This window comes from Snodgrassella alvi (assembly GCF_040741455.2).
Classification (GTDB): Bacteria; Pseudomonadota; Gammaproteobacteria; order Burkholderiales; family Neisseriaceae; genus Snodgrassella; species Snodgrassella alvi_E.
This window is the reverse complement of the sequence record NZ_CP160328.2, coordinates 978,984-996,738: the sequence shown is the minus strand read 5'-3', so window position 1 is coordinate 996,738 and position 17,755 is coordinate 978,984. Positions and strand designations below refer to the sequence as shown.

At 41.9% G+C, this 17,755-nt stretch carries 16 protein-coding genes and 1 tRNA gene; 5 read left to right on the top strand and 12 right to left on the bottom strand.

Annotation, left to right across the window (positions count from 1 at the left end):
- Positions 1 to 29: 29 nt before the first annotated feature.
- Positions 30 to 1,439: a cell wall metabolism sensor histidine kinase WalK gene (locus ABU615_RS04540; RefSeq protein ID WP_100140420.1), complete on the top strand. Its 1,410-nt coding sequence runs from the start codon at positions 30 to 32 to the stop codon at positions 1,437 to 1,439.
- A gap of 132 nt (positions 1,440 to 1,571) precedes the next feature.
- Here the strand turns inward: ABU615_RS04540 and yihA are convergent, their stop codons facing one another.
- The gene (gene yihA / locus ABU615_RS04535) at positions 1,572 to 2,222 is read right to left on the bottom strand and encodes a ribosome biogenesis GTP-binding protein YihA/YsxC (RefSeq protein WP_370389346.1); all 651 of its coding nucleotides are present in this window, start codon (positions 2,220 to 2,222) and stop codon (positions 1,572 to 1,574) included.
- 275 nt (positions 2,223 to 2,497) lie between these two features.
- Between yihA and ABU615_RS04530 the strand changes: the two genes are divergently transcribed.
- The gene (locus ABU615_RS04530; RefSeq protein ID WP_370389284.1) at positions 2,498 to 4,063 is read left to right on the top strand and encodes a TerC family protein; all 1,566 of its coding nucleotides are present in this window, start codon (positions 2,498 to 2,500) and stop codon (positions 4,061 to 4,063) included.
- A 65-nt stretch (positions 4,064 to 4,128) separates the two neighbouring features.
- On the opposite strand, the gene ABU615_RS04525 is transcribed toward ABU615_RS04530, so the two are convergent.
- The 8 genes from ABU615_RS04525 to ABU615_RS04490 form a co-directional block, all read right to left on the bottom strand.
- Positions 4,129 to 4,320 carry a glycine zipper 2TM domain-containing protein gene (locus ABU615_RS04525; RefSeq protein ID WP_267404226.1) on the bottom strand — a complete coding sequence of 64 codons (192 nt, stop codon included), beginning with the start codon at positions 4,318 to 4,320 and terminating at the stop codon, positions 4,129 to 4,131.
- Between the two features lie 209 nt (positions 4,321 to 4,529).
- On the bottom strand, positions 4,530 to 4,862 hold the full coding sequence (gene hpf, locus ABU615_RS04520; RefSeq protein ID WP_100140417.1) for a ribosome hibernation-promoting factor, HPF/YfiA family: 333 nt from the start codon (positions 4,860 to 4,862) through the stop codon (positions 4,530 to 4,532).
- 69 nt (positions 4,863 to 4,931) lie between these two features.
- Positions 4,932 to 6,311 carry an RNA polymerase factor sigma-54 gene (gene rpoN, locus ABU615_RS04515; protein ID WP_370389283.1) on the bottom strand — a complete coding sequence of 460 codons (1,380 nt, stop codon included), beginning with the start codon at positions 6,309 to 6,311 and terminating at the stop codon, positions 4,932 to 4,934.
- 6 nt (positions 6,312 to 6,317) lie between these two features.
- The gene (gene lptB / locus ABU615_RS04510; RefSeq protein ID WP_100140416.1) at positions 6,318 to 7,061 is read right to left on the bottom strand and encodes an LPS export ABC transporter ATP-binding protein; all 744 of its coding nucleotides are present in this window, start codon (positions 7,059 to 7,061) and stop codon (positions 6,318 to 6,320) included.
- 9 nt (positions 7,062 to 7,070) lie between these two features.
- Positions 7,071 to 7,535, bottom strand: a complete 465-nt coding sequence (gene lptA / locus ABU615_RS04505) for a lipopolysaccharide transport periplasmic protein LptA (protein WP_370387856.1) — start codon at positions 7,533 to 7,535, stop codon at positions 7,071 to 7,073.
- Positions 7,536 to 7,554: 19 nt separating this feature from the next.
- Positions 7,555 to 8,139: an LPS export ABC transporter periplasmic protein LptC gene (gene lptC / locus ABU615_RS04500; RefSeq protein ID WP_367487114.1), complete on the bottom strand. Its 585-nt coding sequence runs from the start codon at positions 8,137 to 8,139 to the stop codon at positions 7,555 to 7,557.
- Complete coding sequence (gene kdsC / locus ABU615_RS04495) at positions 8,136 to 8,669, bottom strand: 3-deoxy-manno-octulosonate-8-phosphatase KdsC (protein WP_100140540.1); 534 nt, start codon at positions 8,667 to 8,669, stop codon at positions 8,136 to 8,138. Before kdsC ends, lptC begins: the two co-directional genes overlap by 4 nt.
- A gap of 41 nt (positions 8,670 to 8,710) precedes the next feature.
- Positions 8,711 to 9,685 carry a KpsF/GutQ family sugar-phosphate isomerase gene (locus ABU615_RS04490; protein ID WP_367487117.1) on the bottom strand — a complete coding sequence of 325 codons (975 nt, stop codon included), beginning with the start codon at positions 9,683 to 9,685 and terminating at the stop codon, positions 8,711 to 8,713.
- Between the two features lie 207 nt (positions 9,686 to 9,892).
- Here ABU615_RS04490 and tal point away from each other — a divergent pair, with 207 nt between their 5' ends.
- Complete coding sequence (gene tal / locus ABU615_RS04485) at positions 9,893 to 10,948, top strand: transaldolase (protein ID WP_370389282.1); 1,056 nt, start codon at positions 9,893 to 9,895, stop codon at positions 10,946 to 10,948.
- 260 nt (positions 10,949 to 11,208) lie between these two features.
- Here the strand turns inward: tal and ABU615_RS04480 are convergent, their stop codons facing one another.
- Positions 11,209 to 12,906: a formate--tetrahydrofolate ligase gene (locus ABU615_RS04480; protein ID WP_370389281.1), complete on the bottom strand. Its 1,698-nt coding sequence runs from the start codon at positions 12,904 to 12,906 to the stop codon at positions 11,209 to 11,211.
- Between the two features lie 363 nt (positions 12,907 to 13,269).
- On the opposite strand from ABU615_RS04480, the gene ABU615_RS04475 reads away from it, so the two are divergent.
- Positions 13,270 to 14,436 (top strand): SIR2 family protein, encoded by a 1,167-nt coding sequence (locus ABU615_RS04475; protein ID WP_370389280.1) that lies wholly within the window; start codon positions 13,270 to 13,272, stop codon positions 14,434 to 14,436.
- A 15-nt stretch (positions 14,437 to 14,451) separates the two neighbouring features.
- The gene (locus tag ABU615_RS04470; RefSeq protein WP_370389279.1) at positions 14,452 to 16,413 is read left to right on the top strand and encodes an ATP-binding protein; all 1,962 of its coding nucleotides are present in this window, start codon (positions 14,452 to 14,454) and stop codon (positions 16,411 to 16,413) included.
- Between the two features lie 68 nt (positions 16,414 to 16,481).
- Here the strand turns inward: ABU615_RS04470 and ABU615_RS04465 are convergent.
- Positions 16,482 to 16,556: transfer RNA gene (locus ABU615_RS04465), tRNA-Arg, on the bottom strand.
- Between the two features lie 48 nt (positions 16,557 to 16,604).
- A complete protein-coding gene (locus ABU615_RS04460; RefSeq protein WP_370389278.1) occupies positions 16,605 to 17,579 on the bottom strand; it encodes a polyprenyl synthetase family protein in 975 nt (324 codons plus the stop codon).
- Positions 17,580 to 17,755 lie beyond the last annotated feature (176 nt).

Here is a 17,755-nt window from a genome sequence, read left to right as displayed (position 1 = left end):
GGCTGTTGTTAAACAGCCTGTTTTAAATTATGAAACTGTTTCCCCGTATATTTGCTACATTCTGCGCAGTGATTGTTTGTGCGATTTTTGTGGCCAGCTCTTCTTTTTGGCTGGTGCAGAATACGCTTGCTGAGACCCGCTTCAAGCAACAGCGAAATTTTGAAGAAAATTTGCTCAGCAGTACCATGAATGCCTTTCAAGCACGTGGTGATGCCGGTATTCGTGAGCAATTGTTGGAATGGGGAAACAGTCCGGGCGGTGAAAATCTTTATGTTATTACCGGTGATAACAAAAATGATATTCTTGGCCGTCCTATAGACCCTGAGGACATTGATAAGGCTCATGAGTTTGCCTTGTCGCATCCTAATTCAAAACTGGTGCAGATATCCTATAATTCTCTTGGCGAGGAATATCTGTTTATGATTCGCGGCTGGAATCATGAGCGTACACCACGTCCGCCTAGCCCGTTTTTTATTCCCGGTTTGCCGATTGCACCGGTTTGGCACGAATTTATAATTCTCAGCTTTATTATTATTGTTGGTCTGCTTACGGCATATATTTTGGCCAATAATATTACCCAGCCAATTCGTGTGTTGTGGCGGGGTATGGATCGGCTGGCTCATGGCAATCTACAGACACGTGTGTCACATCAGCTATCAGAACGACGTGATGAACTTTATTCATTGGCAGTGCAATTTGACAATATGGCGGATAAATTGCAAAAGCTGGTGGAAAAAGAACGCCATTTGCTGCATCACGTTTCGCATGAAATGCGTTCGCCACTGGCTCGCATGCAGGCAATTATTGGCTTGATACAGGTACAGCCACAGAAGCAAGAACAGCATTTACAGCGGCTGGAAAGTGAACTTGGACGTATGGATTTGCTGGTTGGTGAACTACTCACTCTGTCTCGACTGGAAACGTCTGATTTACCTATAACGCTGGAACCGCTAGCCTTGGTGCCAGTTATCAAGCAGATTGTTGAAGACAATCAAGCGGTAGCTATGCAACATCAACAGACTTTATCTTGGCAGTGTGATATTCCGGATACGGCAATGGTGAAGGCAAACGAAAGCTATTTGTACCGCGCCTTTGATAATGTTGTTCGTAATGCAATAAATTACAGCCCAGATGGTAGTGAAATCAAAATTCATCTGCATGAGGGCGGTAAGCAGCAATGGCAGGTGGATATTAGTGATAATGGTCCGGGGGTTGCTGAAAACCAGCTGCCGCATATTTTTACTGCTTTTTATCGGGCGGACAGCAGTGCCAATAAGCCAGGAACGGGGCTTGGTCTGGCTCTAACCAAACATATTATTGATCGCCACCATGGCAAGATATACGCAGATAATCAACAGCCAAAAGGCCTGAGTATGCATTTTTTGCTGCCTAAATTTACACCAAGTAGAAACCGGAATCGACAGAAGAATAAAAGTTGATAATATATTACTGAAAAATTAAGCCGGATAAAGTAACAGTCTTTATCCGGCTTTGTGTCTAATTGCTTAATATTTCTGGTTGAGCTGAAGAATTTTCTAGCTTTAGTGTAAGTTTGTCTTGAAGCACATCAATTACTTGCCTGCCTTGGAGGCAGGTGTTTCGGTTTCAATTGCTGGCAGGGTAGCATTCTGAGCAAACCAGCTTGCAGCAATCTGATTAACTTCCTCCATACCTTGCTTTTTTAGGCTGGAAAAAAGTTGTACCGAAACTTGCTGGCGAACAATGTATGGTTGTAACGCTTTTCTGACACAGGCTAAAGTTTTAATTTGCTCATTTTTGGATAATTTATCAGCCTTGGATAAAAGAATATGCACGGGACGATTGGTTACGGCGAAAAAATCCAGCATCTGTTTGTCTAGCTCTTTCAGAGGATGGCGTGCATCCATAATTAGAATTAGCCCAATAAGCTGAGTCCGTGTCTGTAGATAATCTCCCAGTAAACTGACCCAGTGTCTGCGTACTGCTTCTGGTACCTGAGCATATCCGTAGCCGGGTAAATCTACCATATACCCGCCGTTTGTCAGTTCGAAAAAGTTTATATGTTGCGTACGTCCTGGCGTTTTGGAAACGTAGGCCAGACGCGTGTGGTTAGTGAGAGTATTAATGGCGCTGGATTTGCCTGCATTGCTTCGGCCAACAAAAGCGATTTCTGCAGGTGTGTCTGGCAGGTCTTTTAAATGATTAACAGTAGTATAGAAACGGGCGTGACGAAACAGATTCATGAGTGACAAAATATGAAAATAAGGCTGTAGCATACCATGTTTTTAAGTCTGATTCGGCTTCGAAAACAGATGTTAACGCCGGATTAATGGTGTGGTACTTGATTTTTTGTTGCATACTGCTAAACTGATAAGAAGTTTATTTTTAGGAAATGTTCAGATGAAAGACGGGGTCTCGGGCCGCAAGAGTGTGCGTGTAGACTGGTTTTCTCTGATTTTCAGGCAGCTTTGCTCGTGCAGCAGGCTGCCTGTTTCCGTTTAACGTATAGGAAAAGAAAATGGATTTTAGCTGGTTGGGAGAACCGGCCACGTGGGTGGGACTAATTACCCTAGTAATTCTGGAAATTGTTTTAGGTGTCGACAATCTGGTATTTGTGGCTATTTTGGCGAATAAAGCCAGTCCGAAACAGCGTGACCATGCTCGTATCGCCGGCCTTACTCTAGCCGTACTGATACGGATTGTGATGCTGGCACTGATGTCATTTATCATCACCCTGACGAAGCCGTTTGTGCATATCGGAGGTTTTGGTATATCGGTTAAGGACTTAATTATGTTCGGCGGTGGATTGTTTTTGCTGTACAAGGCCACCACTGAGTTACATGAACGCCTTGAAGGCCATACCGCTATGGCTTCGATTACCAATGTGGCTGTCTATGCCAGTTTCTGGAGTGTGGTTTTACAAATAGTGGTACTGGACGCAGTCTTTTCACTTGATTCTGTGATTACTGCTGTCGCGATGGTACAACATATCACTGTGGCTATGATGGCTGTGATAATCGCGATGGGGATGATGATATGGGCTAGTGGTCCGCTTACCGAGTTTGTAAACCGTCATCCTACTGTGGTGATGTTATGTCTTGGTTTTTTGCTGATGATTGGCTTCAGTCTGATTGCAGAAGGTCTACATTTTGAAATTCCCAAAGGCTATTTGTATGCGGCCATTGCTTTCTCCATACTAATTGAGATTTTCAACCAGATTTCTACGCGAAATACCCGTCGTAACGATATGATCGGCCGTTCGTGGCGCTACCGTACCGCAGACAGTGTGCTGGGTATGATGGGGCTGCGTGAAAAGGAGCTGGCCAAGAATGGTACCCCAACCGAAGATGATGAGCATTTCGAAGAAAATGAGAAATCCATGATTCGGAGTGTGCTGACGCTGGCTGAGCGCCCCATCATGGGTGTGATGACGCCGCGCAGTGATATCGAGCGGCTGGATTTATCGCAAACGCGTGAGCAGCAGCATCAGCAGTTACAAGACACACCTTTTTCAAGACTGGTGGTGGTTGGCAAAGCCGGTATTGATGAACCGCTGGGTTTTGTTAATAAAAAAGATCTTCTGAATCAGCTACTCAAAGGTGAAGCACTGAATATACAGGCCGCACTGCGTCAACCACTGGTTTTACCAGACAGCAGTACTGTGCTGGATGCCATGGAATTGTTCCGCTCACGCAGTGCCGATATTGCACTGGTGGTGGATGAATTTGGTGCCGTACTCGGACTTGTGAGCATGAAGGATTTAATGGAAACCATTGCCGGTGATTTTCCAGAAGAGTATGAGCGTGCTGATGCGCCAAGTATTCAGCAAAATGCTGACAAAAGTGTCACGGTAGATGGCAGCCTTGAATATGCAATATTGGCTCAGCATCTGCATTTGCCAACTTTGCCGGAAGATGCCGAATATCACACAGTAGCCGGACTGATAATGGAAGAAATGCAGGATATTCCGGATGCGGGGGATACCATTGATTATGCCGGTTATCGTTTTGAGGTTTTAAGCAAGGACGGACATCGGCTGGAAAGAGTACGCATCAGCAAAATTGAACTTCCTGAACCAGAATAATCTGAATTTGTCAGAATATAAAAAAAGCCTGCTAGAACAGCAGGCTTTATCCATTTCGTACTTGCTTATTTAATCTGGCTGCCAATTACGCCGCCCAATGCAGCACCACCTAAGGTGGCACCTGTGTCTTTGCCCATCAGGTTACCAGCTATACCACCTACTACTGCACCTTCGGCAGTGTGACGCTGAGCCGGAGTCATATCTGCACAGGCAGAAAGAGATGCTGCTACTGCGGCTATTACAGCTAATGTTTTCATTTTAGATTTCATATATATGCCTCTTTGTAAGAAAATAGATTTATCGTGTGTATTAACTCTTCATTATATTGCTATATTGCTGGCGAATGTATAGAAAGTCAACAATATATTATTACTGTATTAATTATATCAGTGAGAAGACAGTCTGGTGGAAAAACTGCATTATTAACAATAATGCAGTTTTCTGATAGAGAAAGAGGGGCGGCCAGCTAGTCTGTTTCTTTAATAGTGTCAGCCACGATTTCTGGTGTCTCACGGGAAGGCTGCTTTTTCTCCTTATATTTAATCACGGCGCGATCTAGTTTATCCATAAGACAGTCAATAGCTGCATACATATCATTGTCTACACAATCAATATGAATGTCCTTGCCCGAAAGATGTAAATTGATTTCTGCTTTTTTCTGAACTTTTAGTACTGAAAATGTAACGGTGGCACTGATTACCTGATCCGCGTGGCGGCTAATGCGTTCTAGCTTGTTTAGTGTGTAATCCTTTAAAGCAGGGGTTACATCCAGATTCTGTCCAACAAATTTAAGATTCATAGCCTGACTCCTTTTAATAAAAGGGTTTTAGTGAAGACCAAACAAATTTTAAAGAAGGTAAACAGTTAATTAGTAATTCTTAAACTTTACTTTACGTTGGTGCGCCGGCGGAATTTTCAAGGCCTCACGATATTTTGCCACTGTACGCCGCGCCAGTTTAATTCCTTGCTTGGCTAGCTGGCTGACCAGATAGGCGTCAGAATAGGGATGCTTTGCATCTTCTTCGTTTATCATGCTTTGCAGCAAAGATTTAATTGCTGTTTGGCTGTTGCCTGCACCATCATCCGTTGCGGCTACAGATTGGCTGAAAAAATACCGCAGAGGAAAAACACCCTGAGAGCAAGTAAGGTATTTCTGATTAATGGCGCGGGAAATGGTACTTTCTGCAAGCTCAAGTGTCTGTGCCGTTTCCTTAATGGTTAACGGAACCAAAGCTAGCGAACCGAAACTGAAAAAATCCTGCTGTTGCTGCACAATCCATTCTCCCAGACGTTGCAGGGTGTTTTTGCGCATCTGCAGACTATGTAGACAAGTTTGAGCTTCCTGCCACTTGTTTTTACACATGATATCTATTTCCGGATGCGGCTGTTGTAACAAATCTTCCGCAGCTGGCTCAATCCGCAATTGAGGAAACGCATTACGCAAAATACGAATCTGCCAGCAGCCATTGTTATCAGCAAATACTTCCATATCTGGGCGTATTGCCAGAATACCGTGGCCGTCTGGTAAACCATAACAGGGGAAAGGGTTGAGGCAGCCAATCAGTTTGCAGGCTGCTTCGAGTGTGGCGGTAGAAAACTGTGGTAGTTGCCGGCATAGCTGTTTGAATTGATGGGTACTTAGCCATTGTCCGAAATAGTCGCTGATTAGTAACCGTGCACAGTTTTGAATGTTTTTTTTATTTGCATCGTGGGAGTCTGGCAGGTTATCCACCTGCAATAGTAGTGATTCCTGCAAATTACGTGCGCCCACACCGGCTGGTTCAAACTGTTGCAGAATAGAAAGAGCATGAGCAAGCTCGGTTTCATCCAGCCGCCATTCCAGTGGTGAATTTTCTACAAGGTCAGTTAGACTGCAATCCAGATATCCCTGTTCATTTAAATTATCAATCAAAAAATAAACTTGTGCTGCTGTGTCTACATCTAAATCAAACTCGCATACCTGCCGGCGCAGCAGCGTATACATATCGGGTTCATCTGCCAGCGTTTCCCAGATATCGCTTTCATTTTGTATAAAGCCATGTTGAGGTGGCTGTACATATTGAGTCTGAGGGCTAATATCTTCAGCTGAATTTTCAATTTCTTCCAGAAAAGGGTTATCAGCCAACCAGCCTGATACCAGTTCCTGTAATTCCAGTGCAGATAATTGCAACACCTGTAAAGATTGTTGCAGTCTAGGGCTAAGACGATTGGTAAGATTGAGTTTGAGTTGAGCGGCAGGCTTTTGCATACGCACCTAATACTCGAAATGCTCACCTAAATAAACAGCGCGTACCTGCTCATTATTAACCAGCTCCTCCGGTACGCCGGAAGCCAGAACGCTACCCTGATTGATAATATAAGCTCGGTCACAGATACGTAGTGTTTCACGTACATTGTGGTCGGTAATCAGGGTGCCGATACCGCGTTGTTTCAGGAAAGAAATCAGATTCTGAATATCTATCAGTGCAATTGGGTCTACTCCGGCGAATGGTTCATCCAGCAGAATAAAGCGCGGATTCATCGCCAACACCCGTGCAATCTCTGCACGGCGGCGTTCACCACCAGACAGCGAAAGAGCAGTATTATTACGTAAATGTTCTATGTGCAGGTCTGCCAGTAGTAATTCCAGCTGTTCTGCACGTTTTTCCGGCGGATAGCTGATTTCCAGAATTGCATTGATATTCTGTGCTACCGTCATTTTACGGAAAATCGAAGCTTCCTGCGGCAGATAACCCAGACCCAAACGGGCGCGCTCGTAAATCGGCCGATGTGTTATATCCTGACCATCCAGCGTGATGCAGCCACCATCAGCTGCAATCAGTCCCACAATCATATAGAAGCTAGTGGTTTTACCGGCACCATTTGGTCCCAGTAAGCCGATTACCTCACCACTGTTTACTTCCAAAGCAACATCGTTGACTACTTGTCGCTGTTTAAAACTTTTTTTCAGGCCGCTGACACATAGCTGGCTTTGCGGCGCAGTAGGAGTTTCATTCATGGGATTGGCTTATTTCTTTTTCTGTTGCGGTTGGATAATCACGTGTACCCGCCCTTTAGGCGCGCTTTTCACCGTATAAACCTCGGTATTGGTGTTATAAACAATCACAGCACCACGAGCCATATCTCCCCCGCGGTTTACCTGAGCGTTGCCTGTAATAGTAACAATGCCACTCTGGCTTTCGTAATGGACATTATCGCCGTGACCAAATACCATGCCATCTTTTTCCAGCTGCTGACCAAAAGTTGCCGGTTTGCCGTCTGCAATGATGGTTTGGTTGCCGGCATTATCTTTGTGGGCGGTAACACGGGCAGCATTCATATACATCGTGCCCTGACGCATCTTAACATTACCAGTGAATACCGTTGTCTGATTCTGTTTGTCCAGAGAGCCCTGATCAGCCTCAATCTGTATTGGTTGTTGCCGGTCACTGTCCAGAGCCCAGAGGGGCATGCTGCCAGTCAGCAGCATCATGGCTGCTAGAACTTTACCACTAATGTGAATGCGGATCATAAATAATAGCCCTTACACGCGCGGGAAGATTTAAAAAACCACGCTGTTTGTCATATTCAAAACCTTGTGATGTCCCACTTGACATACCATACCGGTACGCAACCGACGCATCAGTTTTAATTACCTGAGTCTGAGTATCTACATGTAAAATACTCGTTTGCAGATGTCCTTCCGGTTCATCACCCACTTGGTGTTTGAGCCAGTTTACTTGACCAAGCAAATCTACTTTACGGCTGTCGGTGTAATATTGGCCGCTCTTGGCTTGAATCCGGTACAACTCAGTACCATTTTTGTACAGACTCATATCGGGATTATCGATATAAATCACCGTCTGCTGAGGAAACTGCCGTGCAGCAGAGGCTTGGATGGATTCACTCAGCTGGCCTTTATCATCAAATCTTTCACCGTGGATAGTATTGATAACGTATTTCGGTTCTTTAGGATTGAGCGGGATTTCCACAGTCTTAACTTCAGTAATGCGGTCGAGCCAGAAACTTACACCGCCAAGCGCCACTGCCAGAATCAGCGGAAATGCCCAGTTACTGCGGCTACGGAGCATACTCATGCCAGATACTCCGCCATTTCCGCTGCCATAAATCCTTGTGCATCCAGCAGTAAATCACATACTTCACGTACTGCCCCAGCACCGCCGGCAGCCTCAGTGACATAGTCAGCATGCTGTAATACCAGTGCATGTGCATTTGGCACAGCCACGGCCAAACCACAGTGTTTCATCACCGGTAAATCCACTACATCATCTCCGATGTAGGCGCATTGCTGTTCTGAAAGTTGCAGCTGTTCCAGCAGTTGCTGATAACAACTGCGTTTATCAGAAATTCCTTTAAAGTAATGCTTAATACCCAGTTGCTGAACACGAATGCCAACCGAGGGGGCATCGCGTCCGGTTATAATGGCAGTCTGAATTCCGTGCCGGTGCAGCATTTTCAGCCCATGCCCGTCTAGAGTATGGAATGCTTTGATTTCTTCTCCGTTATCTCTGATAAAGATACGGCCATCAGTGAGTACACCGTCTACATCCATAATAAACAGCCTGATCTGCTTTGCAGCCTGTAATCGTGCAGTAGCCGACATCATTGCATTCATCAACATACCCTTAATATCACTCCTCAACGCGCCTAAACAATACGCGCCTGCAATAAATCATGCATATTCAGCGCGCCTACAGGATGATTCAGTTCATCAATCACCACCAGACCATTAACTTTGTTTGTCTGCATGGTTTTTAAAGCTTCCGTCGCTAGCCGATCCGCCGTAATAGTTTTTGGTGCGTGGCCCATCACATCGGCCATCACCCAGTCTTGCAATTGCTGATTGCTTTGAAACAGACGGCGTAAATCGCCATCTGTAAACAAACCACTAAGTTGCCCGTTACTATCTATCACAATCAGCATACCCAAGCCTTTTTCGCTCATGGTTACGATTGCCTGTCGCAACAGAGTATTTTCCTGAACGAGCGGCATTTCCGGACCTGCATGCATCACGTCTGCCACTGTCAACAATAGCCGTTTACCCAGACTACCGGCCGGATGACTCAGTGCAAAATCTTCCGGCGTAAACTGGCGCGCCCGTAGCAGAGCTACCGTCAACGCGTCTCCTAATACCATTACTGCTGTTGTGCTAGACGTTGGAGCCAGCCCCAATGGACAAGCCTCCTGTGAGACATGAGCGCACACATGTATATCAGCATGTCTGGCCATACTCGAATCATTTCTGCCGGTGATGCAAATGAGCTGTACATGTTTGCGTTTGATTGCCGGTATCAAAGCAAGGATTTCTTCACTTTCACCAGAGTTGGACAGTGCAATCAACACATCGCCATCTACAATCATACCCAGATCGCCATGTCCCGCCTCGGCCGGATGAACAAAATAAGCAGGCGTACCCGTAGATGCCATCGAAGCAGCAATTTTGCGCCCAATATGGCCACTTTTACCCATACCGGTGACAATCACACGGCCACGACAATCCAGAATCGTGGCCACAGCCGCAGTAAAATGCTCATCCAGACTGGCTGCAACTTCGCGTACAGCCTGTTCTTCAATAGCAAATACTTCTTTGCCCCAGTCCAAATATTTATCCTGAATGTTCATAACACCATCTGCAGCAGAAAAATGCAAACAAAGACACAACAAATTTAACCTGATTATAACCTGATAACGGTCATTTTGTTTGCATCAGGAACTTGTCAAAATAGCCAAGCCTCGTTAGAGTAAACCTCAACGTAAACGTAACTGGTTCAATCAATTGATTAACCTTAACAAAACATATCTAACAGATATTTACCACAAGGAATAAATATGGCCGTATTAGCACAAGTCAACACACTGGGACAGCAGATTTGGCTGGACAATCTTTCCAGGAGTCTGATTCAGTCGGGAGAGCTAGCACAAATGCTGGAAAGCGGTATCAGTGGCGTGACTTCCAATCCGGCCATTTTTCAGAAAGCTTTCGCGGGTGACCGCCTGTATCAGAGCGACATCGACCACCTCAAACAACAAGCGCTCACCCCAAAACAGCGCTACGAGCAGCTGGCAGTGGCTGATGTGCAGGCTGCCTGTGATGTTTGCCTGCCACTGTATAAACGTAGTGATAGCAAAGCTGGATTGGTCAGTCTGGAAGTGGCGCCTGATTTGGCCGATGATGCACAGGCCACCATTACTGAAGCCGTACGCCTCTGGCAGCAGCTTGAACGCCCCAATGTCATGATAAAAGTACCTGCTACAGATAGTGGCATACAAGCCTTACCCACACTTGTGGCACAAGGTATCAATGTCAACCTGACCCTGCTTTTCTCCAAAGATCAGCTACAGAAAGCATGGCAGGCACACGCAGCAGGCCTGCGCCAGCGACTGGCACAGAATCTGCCTGTTAACCGCATTCAAGTAGTGGCCAGCTTTTTCTTATCACGCATTGATAGTGCACTGGATATCACTTTGCCAGCTTCCTTACAGGGAAAAACCGCCATTGCACTGGCTAAAACCGTTTATGCCGAATGGCAGGAATTTATTCAAAGCCGTGAATTTACCGATGTGGCGGCACAGCAGGCTGCACCATTGCGATTGCTCTGGGCCTCTACTGGCACCAAAAATCCGGCTTATTCAGATGTCTGCTATATAGAGAACATTATCGGAGCAGATACCATCAATACAGTACCAGCCAATACCCTGAAAGCATTTATTGACCACGGCCGCGCAGCAGCTACCCTTACTCAGGATGTACAGCAGGCCAAAAGCGTACTGATTGAAATCGAACAACTAGGTATCAACCTCGAATCACTTGCCAGCAGACTGCAACAGGAAGGCTTGCAGCAATTTGTTGATGCCTTTGACGCTTTATTAAAACCACTGGCTTAAGCATTAATTTGAAAACATAACAGGATAGATTTGTCATTGGCCAAACTGTACCTGTTATGTTTATTCCATCTTTAAATTTAACTACATCTAAAAATTTATACTTATTTGATACAAAAGATGAAATCCTCACTCAGATTTATCTGAACAATACCATCCTGTTGTTCATTATTCGCAAAATAAAAAAGCCACAACAGCATAGTAACCACTGTGGCTTTGATAACACTAATCAAACAACTGAATATTATTCGACTAAGACAACATTAATGCAAACCAACTATATTACCCTCAGCATCAATATCAATCTGACGGTAAGCCGGTAAAGTACCCAGACCGGGCATCGTCATCACATTACCCGCATACACCCGAATAAAACCTGCACCGGCTGATACCTGCAAGCGCGCAATATCGATATCAAAATCAGTAGGCACATTTTTTAAATTTGGATCAGCACTGATAGACAACGGCGTTTTCACCATGCACAAAGGCAAATGATCCAGTCCGAGTTGGCGGATTTCCGCCATATTCTGTTGGGCCAGCTCCGACAGATTTGCTTGCCGTGCTCCATATTTCTTCGCCATAGTTTGAATTTTTTCTTCCAGTGGCATACTGTCCGCGTAGGGCAGGGTAACTGTATTATTCTGTGCACATGCCGCCACCACGTGGCGGGCTAAAGCTTGCGTACCCGCTCCACCCTGAGTAAACGCTTCACTGATTTCACAGGCACTGGCACCTTGTTCCAGTGCATACTGGCGCACATATTCTAGCTCTTCTTCATGGTCATAAGGGAAACGATTAATCGCCACAATCACTGGCAGACCATAGCTTTTCGCATTGCGGATATGCCAGCCCAGATTGGCACTGCCTTCTGCCAAAAGCGCCACATTGCATTGGCTAACTTCATCCGGCAAAGGCTGACCCGGCTTAATATTAAAGCGCCCACTATTGGATTTCAGACTGCGTACTGTGGCTACCAGCACCACACAGGATGGGGCCACACTGGTCTGACGATATTTGATATTAAAGAATTTCTCCATACCCATATCCGAACCAAACCCTGCCTCAGTAACCACATAATCAGCAAGTTGCAATCCCACCTTATCTGCCAGTACTGAAGAATTACCATGGGCAATATTGGCAAAGGGGCCAGCATGAATCAGCACTGGTGTCTGCTCTGCCGTCTGCATCAGATTCGGATTAATAGCATCTTTCAGTAGCACCGTCATTGCACCGGCTACCTCTAATTGCTCCGCGGTAATTGGCTTGCCCTGCGTATCATAAGCCAGAATAATGCGACCAATACGCTGGCGCATATCCTGTAAATCTGTCGCCAATGCCAGAATCGCCATCAGCTCTGAAGCGGCTGAAATCTCAAACCCATCTTCGCGTTCTACACCATTGGCACCGCCACCTACACCAACCTTAATTCGCCGCAAAGCACGGTCGTTATGGTCAATCACCCGTTTCCAGACAATACGGTTTTTATCAATATTCAGCCGTGGCAGCTTAGTTTGTGCCGTAAAATCTTCGCCCAGATGTTCTTCATGATATAAACGCGCGTCCAAAGCTGCTGAAGCCAGATCATGTGCAGCTGTAATCGCGTGAATATCACCGGTTAAATGCAGATTCAGCTTTTCCATCGGCAACACCTGTGCCTTACCACCGCCAGCCGCACCTCCTTTTACCCCGAATACCGGTCCCAAACTAGGTTGACGGATACAGGCTATAGCTTTCTGTCCAATAAAATTTAGCCCCTGACTTAGCCCAATGGTGGTCACCGTTTTACCTTCTCCCAAAGGCGTTGGTGTAATTGCCGACACCAGTACCAGCTTGCCTTGCTTGGCTTCCGGCTGAATTACCCTCAAATCTACCTTGGCCACTTCATGGCCGTAAGGAATCAGGTATTGTTCGGGGATGCCGCAGTTGCGGGCGATTTGTATAATAGGGGGTAAGAAGGTCATATTTAATATCCAGAATATCAAGCATTAATTTATGGCAAAAGTCTGATTATTAAACATTTATATTGCTAATTTTAATAATAGACATATCCAGAAAAAACATATTTTCTAAAAGTTAATTGTAGTCATAATTTATAAAGAAAAAAACGTAAATTGTACATAAAACTAGAATATATTTTACTAGTTAATTTTTAAAATAAATAATCAAGATTCATAGAAAAATTGATTTAAATTAAATTTTAAGAAAGAGAAAGTTTTAATATTATTAACACAACAACTGAAAAAATTTTAGAAAGAATAGAATATATAAAAGTTTTGTTTTAATCTCAGTAAACAAATATTACGAATTTAACGGGAGATAATAAGATGATTGATCAAATTTTCTTTGAACAAGGGGCAAAAAATTTACTTGAAGGAGTTACTGATTTTGAATTTAAAATTCAAACAATTAAATTTAAAATAGCTGATTTGATTAATGCAAAAAATTTAAATGTTTTGATGGGTGCTGGTACGAGTTCCGGGGCAATTCCAGCTATGAAAAGAATGTTAGAATTATTAGATGGAAAAATAACTGATAAGAGTTATGTGAAATTATGGAAGAAATTAAAAAAAAATAATGCAAACTTAGAAAACATATTGGGTATTTTATATTCAGGAAGATTTTATCTTGAAGGATTAAATTCACCTCGCCCAGACATTAATTCATTAATTAAGCAAATAGAAAACTTTATATTTAATGAAATTAATGTGAATGTTCATTCAAAAAAAGATACATTAGAATTATACAAGACCTTTTATTACAAACTTGCATTTAGGAATAAAAATCAGTCTAGATTAAATATCTTTACTACTAATAATGATTTGTTTAATGAAACAGCTATATCAGAATTGAATCTTAATTATAATAATGGATTTAGTAGTGGAGTTAATTCAACGTTTAATCCTGCACGCTTTACCTATACCTTTTCAAAAAAAATAGATACGGCTTTAGAAAAATATGAGCCAATAGCAGAAATGGTTTATTTATATAAGCTTCATGGTTCAATAAATTGGGTTGAAGAAGATACAGATTCATTTTTTAAAATAAAAGAAATTAAAATTAATACTCGGAAAGTCCCTGCTAATAATGTGTTAATCTATCCTACACCTTTAAAGCAAAATAAAAGTTTGGGTTCACCTTTTGCAGATTTAATTCGTGAATTTCATGATAAATTATTAATCTCGCAAAATGTACTTATTATTATCGGCTATAGCTTTAGTGATGAACACATAAATAATGTTATTTACTCGGCATTGGCCGCAAATGCTAATTTGTCAATACTAATCTTTGGAGATTATAAAGAAAATAATATTTTATCTAAAATAAATGATCCTAGAATTTATAAAGTATATGGAGAAACGGGACAAAAAAAAATTCATTATTTTGACTATATTGTCAATAAATTATTGCCTGATTTTGAAATAAATCCAGAAAAGACTTTGATGGAGCAATTCATCGAATCTCTACAAAAAGAAAAAATTAAAAGCAAATAAGCAGGAGAAATTTAAATGATAATCGGAAAAATTGTTGCCATTGATTATAATAAATTTAAAGTGCAAATATCTGCTGAAATTACTGGAAATGTTATCAATTCATTAGGAAAAATTTATTATTTTGGTAATATTGGGAGTTATTTGAAAGTTAATAACTCTATTGGTGAAACGCTTATATGTGAAGTTGTTTCCATTTTTGATGAAGATAAATTGGATAAAAATCCATCTTTTAATTCTAATAATATTCGTTCACTTATTCTTAAACCTATTGGAACAAAAATTAATAAATCATTTTCATTAGGAGTAGGAATTTTTCCTACTTTATATAATGATGTAAGTATAGTTACTCATGAAGATTTGGAAGCAATATTAAAAAGTATTGAAGAAGTCGAGTTAGAGAGTAAAGTAGATTATGCGGATGGTAAACATTTTGTCCATAATGACATTTATTTAGGAGAAAGTAAAAATTTAATTCAGTATCAGATGAACGTGAATATAACAAAGTTGTTTAACATTCATATGGCAGTCTTAGGTAACACTGGCAGTGGTAAATCTAATACTATTGCCCACATATTTCAGGAGATTTATAAAAAAACCTCATATTCTGCAAAAGGTTCGTGTGTAATTTTATTTGATGTGAATGGTGAATATAAAAATGCATTTCCAAAAACTAGCTATTCTGAAATAAATATACGTTACCTTAAACCGAATCTTCATCAAGATGATAAAAATCAATATGATAAGTTTTATTTGCCTTATTTTTTATTTAATTTAGATGAATGGTGTTCTTTTTTAATGGCTTCGGATGCTACTCAAAGACCATTTTGGTCCAAAGTATTAGATGAGTGCTATAGATTTTATTCTGCTATTACAGAAAATAAAGAACATAATAATATTATTAAAACTTATCTTTTTCATAACATTTACGATTTTGTTTCTAATGTACTTAAAAGGGGCCTCAATGATACTGAAATGATAAATATTGTCAATAATTTGGCAATTGATTTTCTTGATATTTTGAGAGAAATTAAGTCTATTTTAGGTGAATCCGATTATAATGTTATTAAAAGTGCTATTGAGGAATTGAAAACAAACTGTACAGTAAACTTTGGTAATAATGATAATCAAGTTCAAGAATTTTTAGAAAAAATTCAAAAAAAAATTTATTCTAAAGAAGAAAAAGAAGAAGTAGAAAATACTATGAATAAACAATTCAATAAAAATATTTTTTATTCTCATAAATGTCTAATTTTTGCAACTAAATTGTGTTTAAGTAAAGAAAAATCAATTGGTAACAACCGAATAGGTGAATACACATCTACTTTAATTACACGATTAAATGTTTTTTTAAATGATCCAGAATTCCAGTTTATGCGGGAAGAAAATTGTGAAATTAAAGTTGAAGAAAAGTATATCGAGTGGTTGTTAGGATCAGAAAAAGAGCGAAATAATTTGATTATAATTGATACCAGTGAACTATCCAGAGATTCGCTTGAAATTTTGACATCAATTTTATGCAGAATCTTGTTTGATTTTAGAAAAAAACAAGTTGGTTCTAAACGAAGAGAAAATCCTATTCATTTAATTTTAGATGAAGCACATCGGTATATAAAAAAAGATTCAAGTTATCAATTTAAGGAAAATATTTTTGAAAAAATTGCCAGAGAAGGACGAAAATACGCTCTTTACTTGATGATTTCTTCACAGCGTCCATCCGAATTGTCCCCAGTAGTGCTATCTCAGTGCAGTAATTTTATTATCCATCGCATCCTGAATGAGCGAGATATAAATTATATCAATGCTATTTTGCCATATTTATCAGATGATATAACTAGTAAAATTAAACTTTCAGTACCTGGAGAAGCTGTTGTTTTTGGTAACTGTGTTCCTATGCCGATGCATATAAAAATTCAAAAAGCAAATCCTGAGCCTAATAGCCAGAATTGTATCATTCATGAACAATGGTTTAAAAATTAATTAAATGTTTAAATTTAATTTATATTCTTCATTATTTAGTAGAGATTGTTTGTGAGGATTATATAGAATGGTCCCGCCGACAGGAATCGAACCTGTATCGCACGCTTAGGAGGCATGTGTTCTATCCGTTGAACTACGGCGAGACTTGTACAATAAAGGGCTATAGTCAAAAGCGACTATAGCCCGCTATTTTATGAGATTCGGGCTAAAGATGCCAATGCTAAATCACGCATGGCTTGTGTGGTTTCGTTAGCTGGTAAATCATTCAGGCAGTTGACTGCGGCATCAATTGCTTTTTTCGCCTGAGCAGTGCAATAGGCCAGCGCATCAGAGTTCATCACGTGGTCGTGGATTTTGTCAAAGTAGCTGCGGTCAGCGTGTTCCAGTGCGTGGCGCACATCGGCTACGGCAGCAGGGCTGCCTTGGTTGAGCAGGTAAATCAGGGGTAGGGTAGGTTTACCTTCGGACAGATCATCGCCGACATTTTTGCCGATGGTGTCTACATCACCGGTGTAATCCAGTACGTCATCAATAATCTGGAAGGCAGTGCCCAGATAGGTACCGTAGTTTTTTAGTGCCAATTCCTGTTTAGCGCTGGCGTCGGCCAATATGGCGCCCACTTGTGCTGCCGCCTGAAACAATTTAGCCGTTTTGTACTCAATTACTTGAATATACTGCTCTTCGGTGACGTCAATATTGCCGATATTCATCAGCTGCATCACTTCACCTTCGGCGATGATGTTGGTGGCTTCAGCCATGACTTCCAGTATACGCAGGCTGCCGGAACCTACCATTAGCTGAAAGGCGCGGGTATAGAGAAAGTCGCCTACCAGTACGGCGGCGGCATTGCCAAATAGATTGTTGGCAGTTTCACGGCCGCGGCGCAGATCGCTTTCATCTACTACATCGTCGTGCAGCAGGGTAGAAGTGTGAATAAATTCCACCATGGCAGCAAGGGAAAATAGTGGGTCTTTATCATAGCCCAGTGCCTTGCCGGCCAGAATGGTGATGATTGGACGCAAGCGTTTGCCACCGGCGCTAATTATATACTGGCCAATTTGGGAGATAAGAACGACTTCGGATTCGACAGCACGGTTGATGACAGCATTAACGCGGCTTAGGTCTTCGGGCAGGTGTTTTTGGAAATAGGGCAGGTTTTCAAGCATGTGTATGTGTTTCTGCAACGTATTTTGGTGGTGTGTTTTAATCAAAATGTGCTGTTTGCTACTGAGCACTATTGCTCAATATTATACTTGAAATTAATTTAGGGGATAGAAAAGTTAGATTGGGTAAATTCTGATGATTTCTTGCTTAGGGAGAATTCGGATAAATTGGGCTGGAA

Coding starts and splice junctions, on each gene's coding strand:
- kdsC (WP_100140540.1), bottom strand. CDS start 8,669: ATGATGTCGGCTACTGCACGATTACAGGCTGCAAAGCAGATCAGGCTG.
- lptC (WP_367487114.1), bottom strand. CDS start 8,139: ATGAGTATGCTCCGTAGCCGCAGTAACTGGGCATTTCCGCTGATTCTG.
- lptB (WP_100140416.1), bottom strand. CDS start 7,061: ATGAATGAAACTCCTACTGCGCCGCAAAGCCAGCTATGTGTCAGCGGC.
- ABU615_RS04540 (WP_100140420.1), top strand. CDS start 30: ATGAAACTGTTTCCCCGTATATTTGCTACATTCTGCGCAGTGATTGTT.
- ABU615_RS04525 (WP_267404226.1), bottom strand. CDS start 4,320: ATGAAAACATTAGCTGTAATAGCCGCAGTAGCAGCATCTCTTTCTGCC.
- rpoN (WP_370389283.1), bottom strand. CDS start 6,311: ATGCAAAAGCCTGCCGCTCAACTCAAACTCAATCTTACCAATCGTCTT.
- ABU615_RS04460 (WP_370389278.1), bottom strand. CDS start 17,579: ATGCTTGAAAACCTGCCCTATTTCCAAAAACACCTGCCCGAAGACCTA.
- ABU615_RS04475 (WP_370389280.1), top strand. CDS start 13,270: ATGATTGATCAAATTTTCTTTGAACAAGGGGCAAAAAATTTACTTGAA.
- ABU615_RS04480 (WP_370389281.1), bottom strand. CDS start 12,906: ATGACCTTCTTACCCCCTATTATACAAATCGCCCGCAACTGCGGCATC.
- hpf (WP_100140417.1), bottom strand. CDS start 4,862: ATGAATCTTAAATTTGTTGGACAGAATCTGGATGTAACCCCTGCTTTA.
- ABU615_RS04490 (WP_367487117.1), bottom strand. CDS start 9,685: ATGAACATTCAGGATAAATATTTGGACTGGGGCAAAGAAGTATTTGCT.
- tal (WP_370389282.1), top strand. CDS start 9,893: ATGGCCGTATTAGCACAAGTCAACACACTGGGACAGCAGATTTGGCTG.
- yihA (WP_370389346.1), bottom strand. CDS start 2,222: ATGAATCTGTTTCGTCACGCCCGTTTCTATACTACTGTTAATCATTTA.
- ABU615_RS04530 (WP_370389284.1), top strand. CDS start 2,498: ATGGATTTTAGCTGGTTGGGAGAACCGGCCACGTGGGTGGGACTAATT.
- ABU615_RS04470 (WP_370389279.1), top strand. CDS start 14,452: ATGATAATCGGAAAAATTGTTGCCATTGATTATAATAAATTTAAAGTG.
- lptA (WP_370387856.1), bottom strand. CDS start 7,535: ATGATGCTGCTGACTGGCAGCATGCCCCTCTGGGCTCTGGACAGTGAC.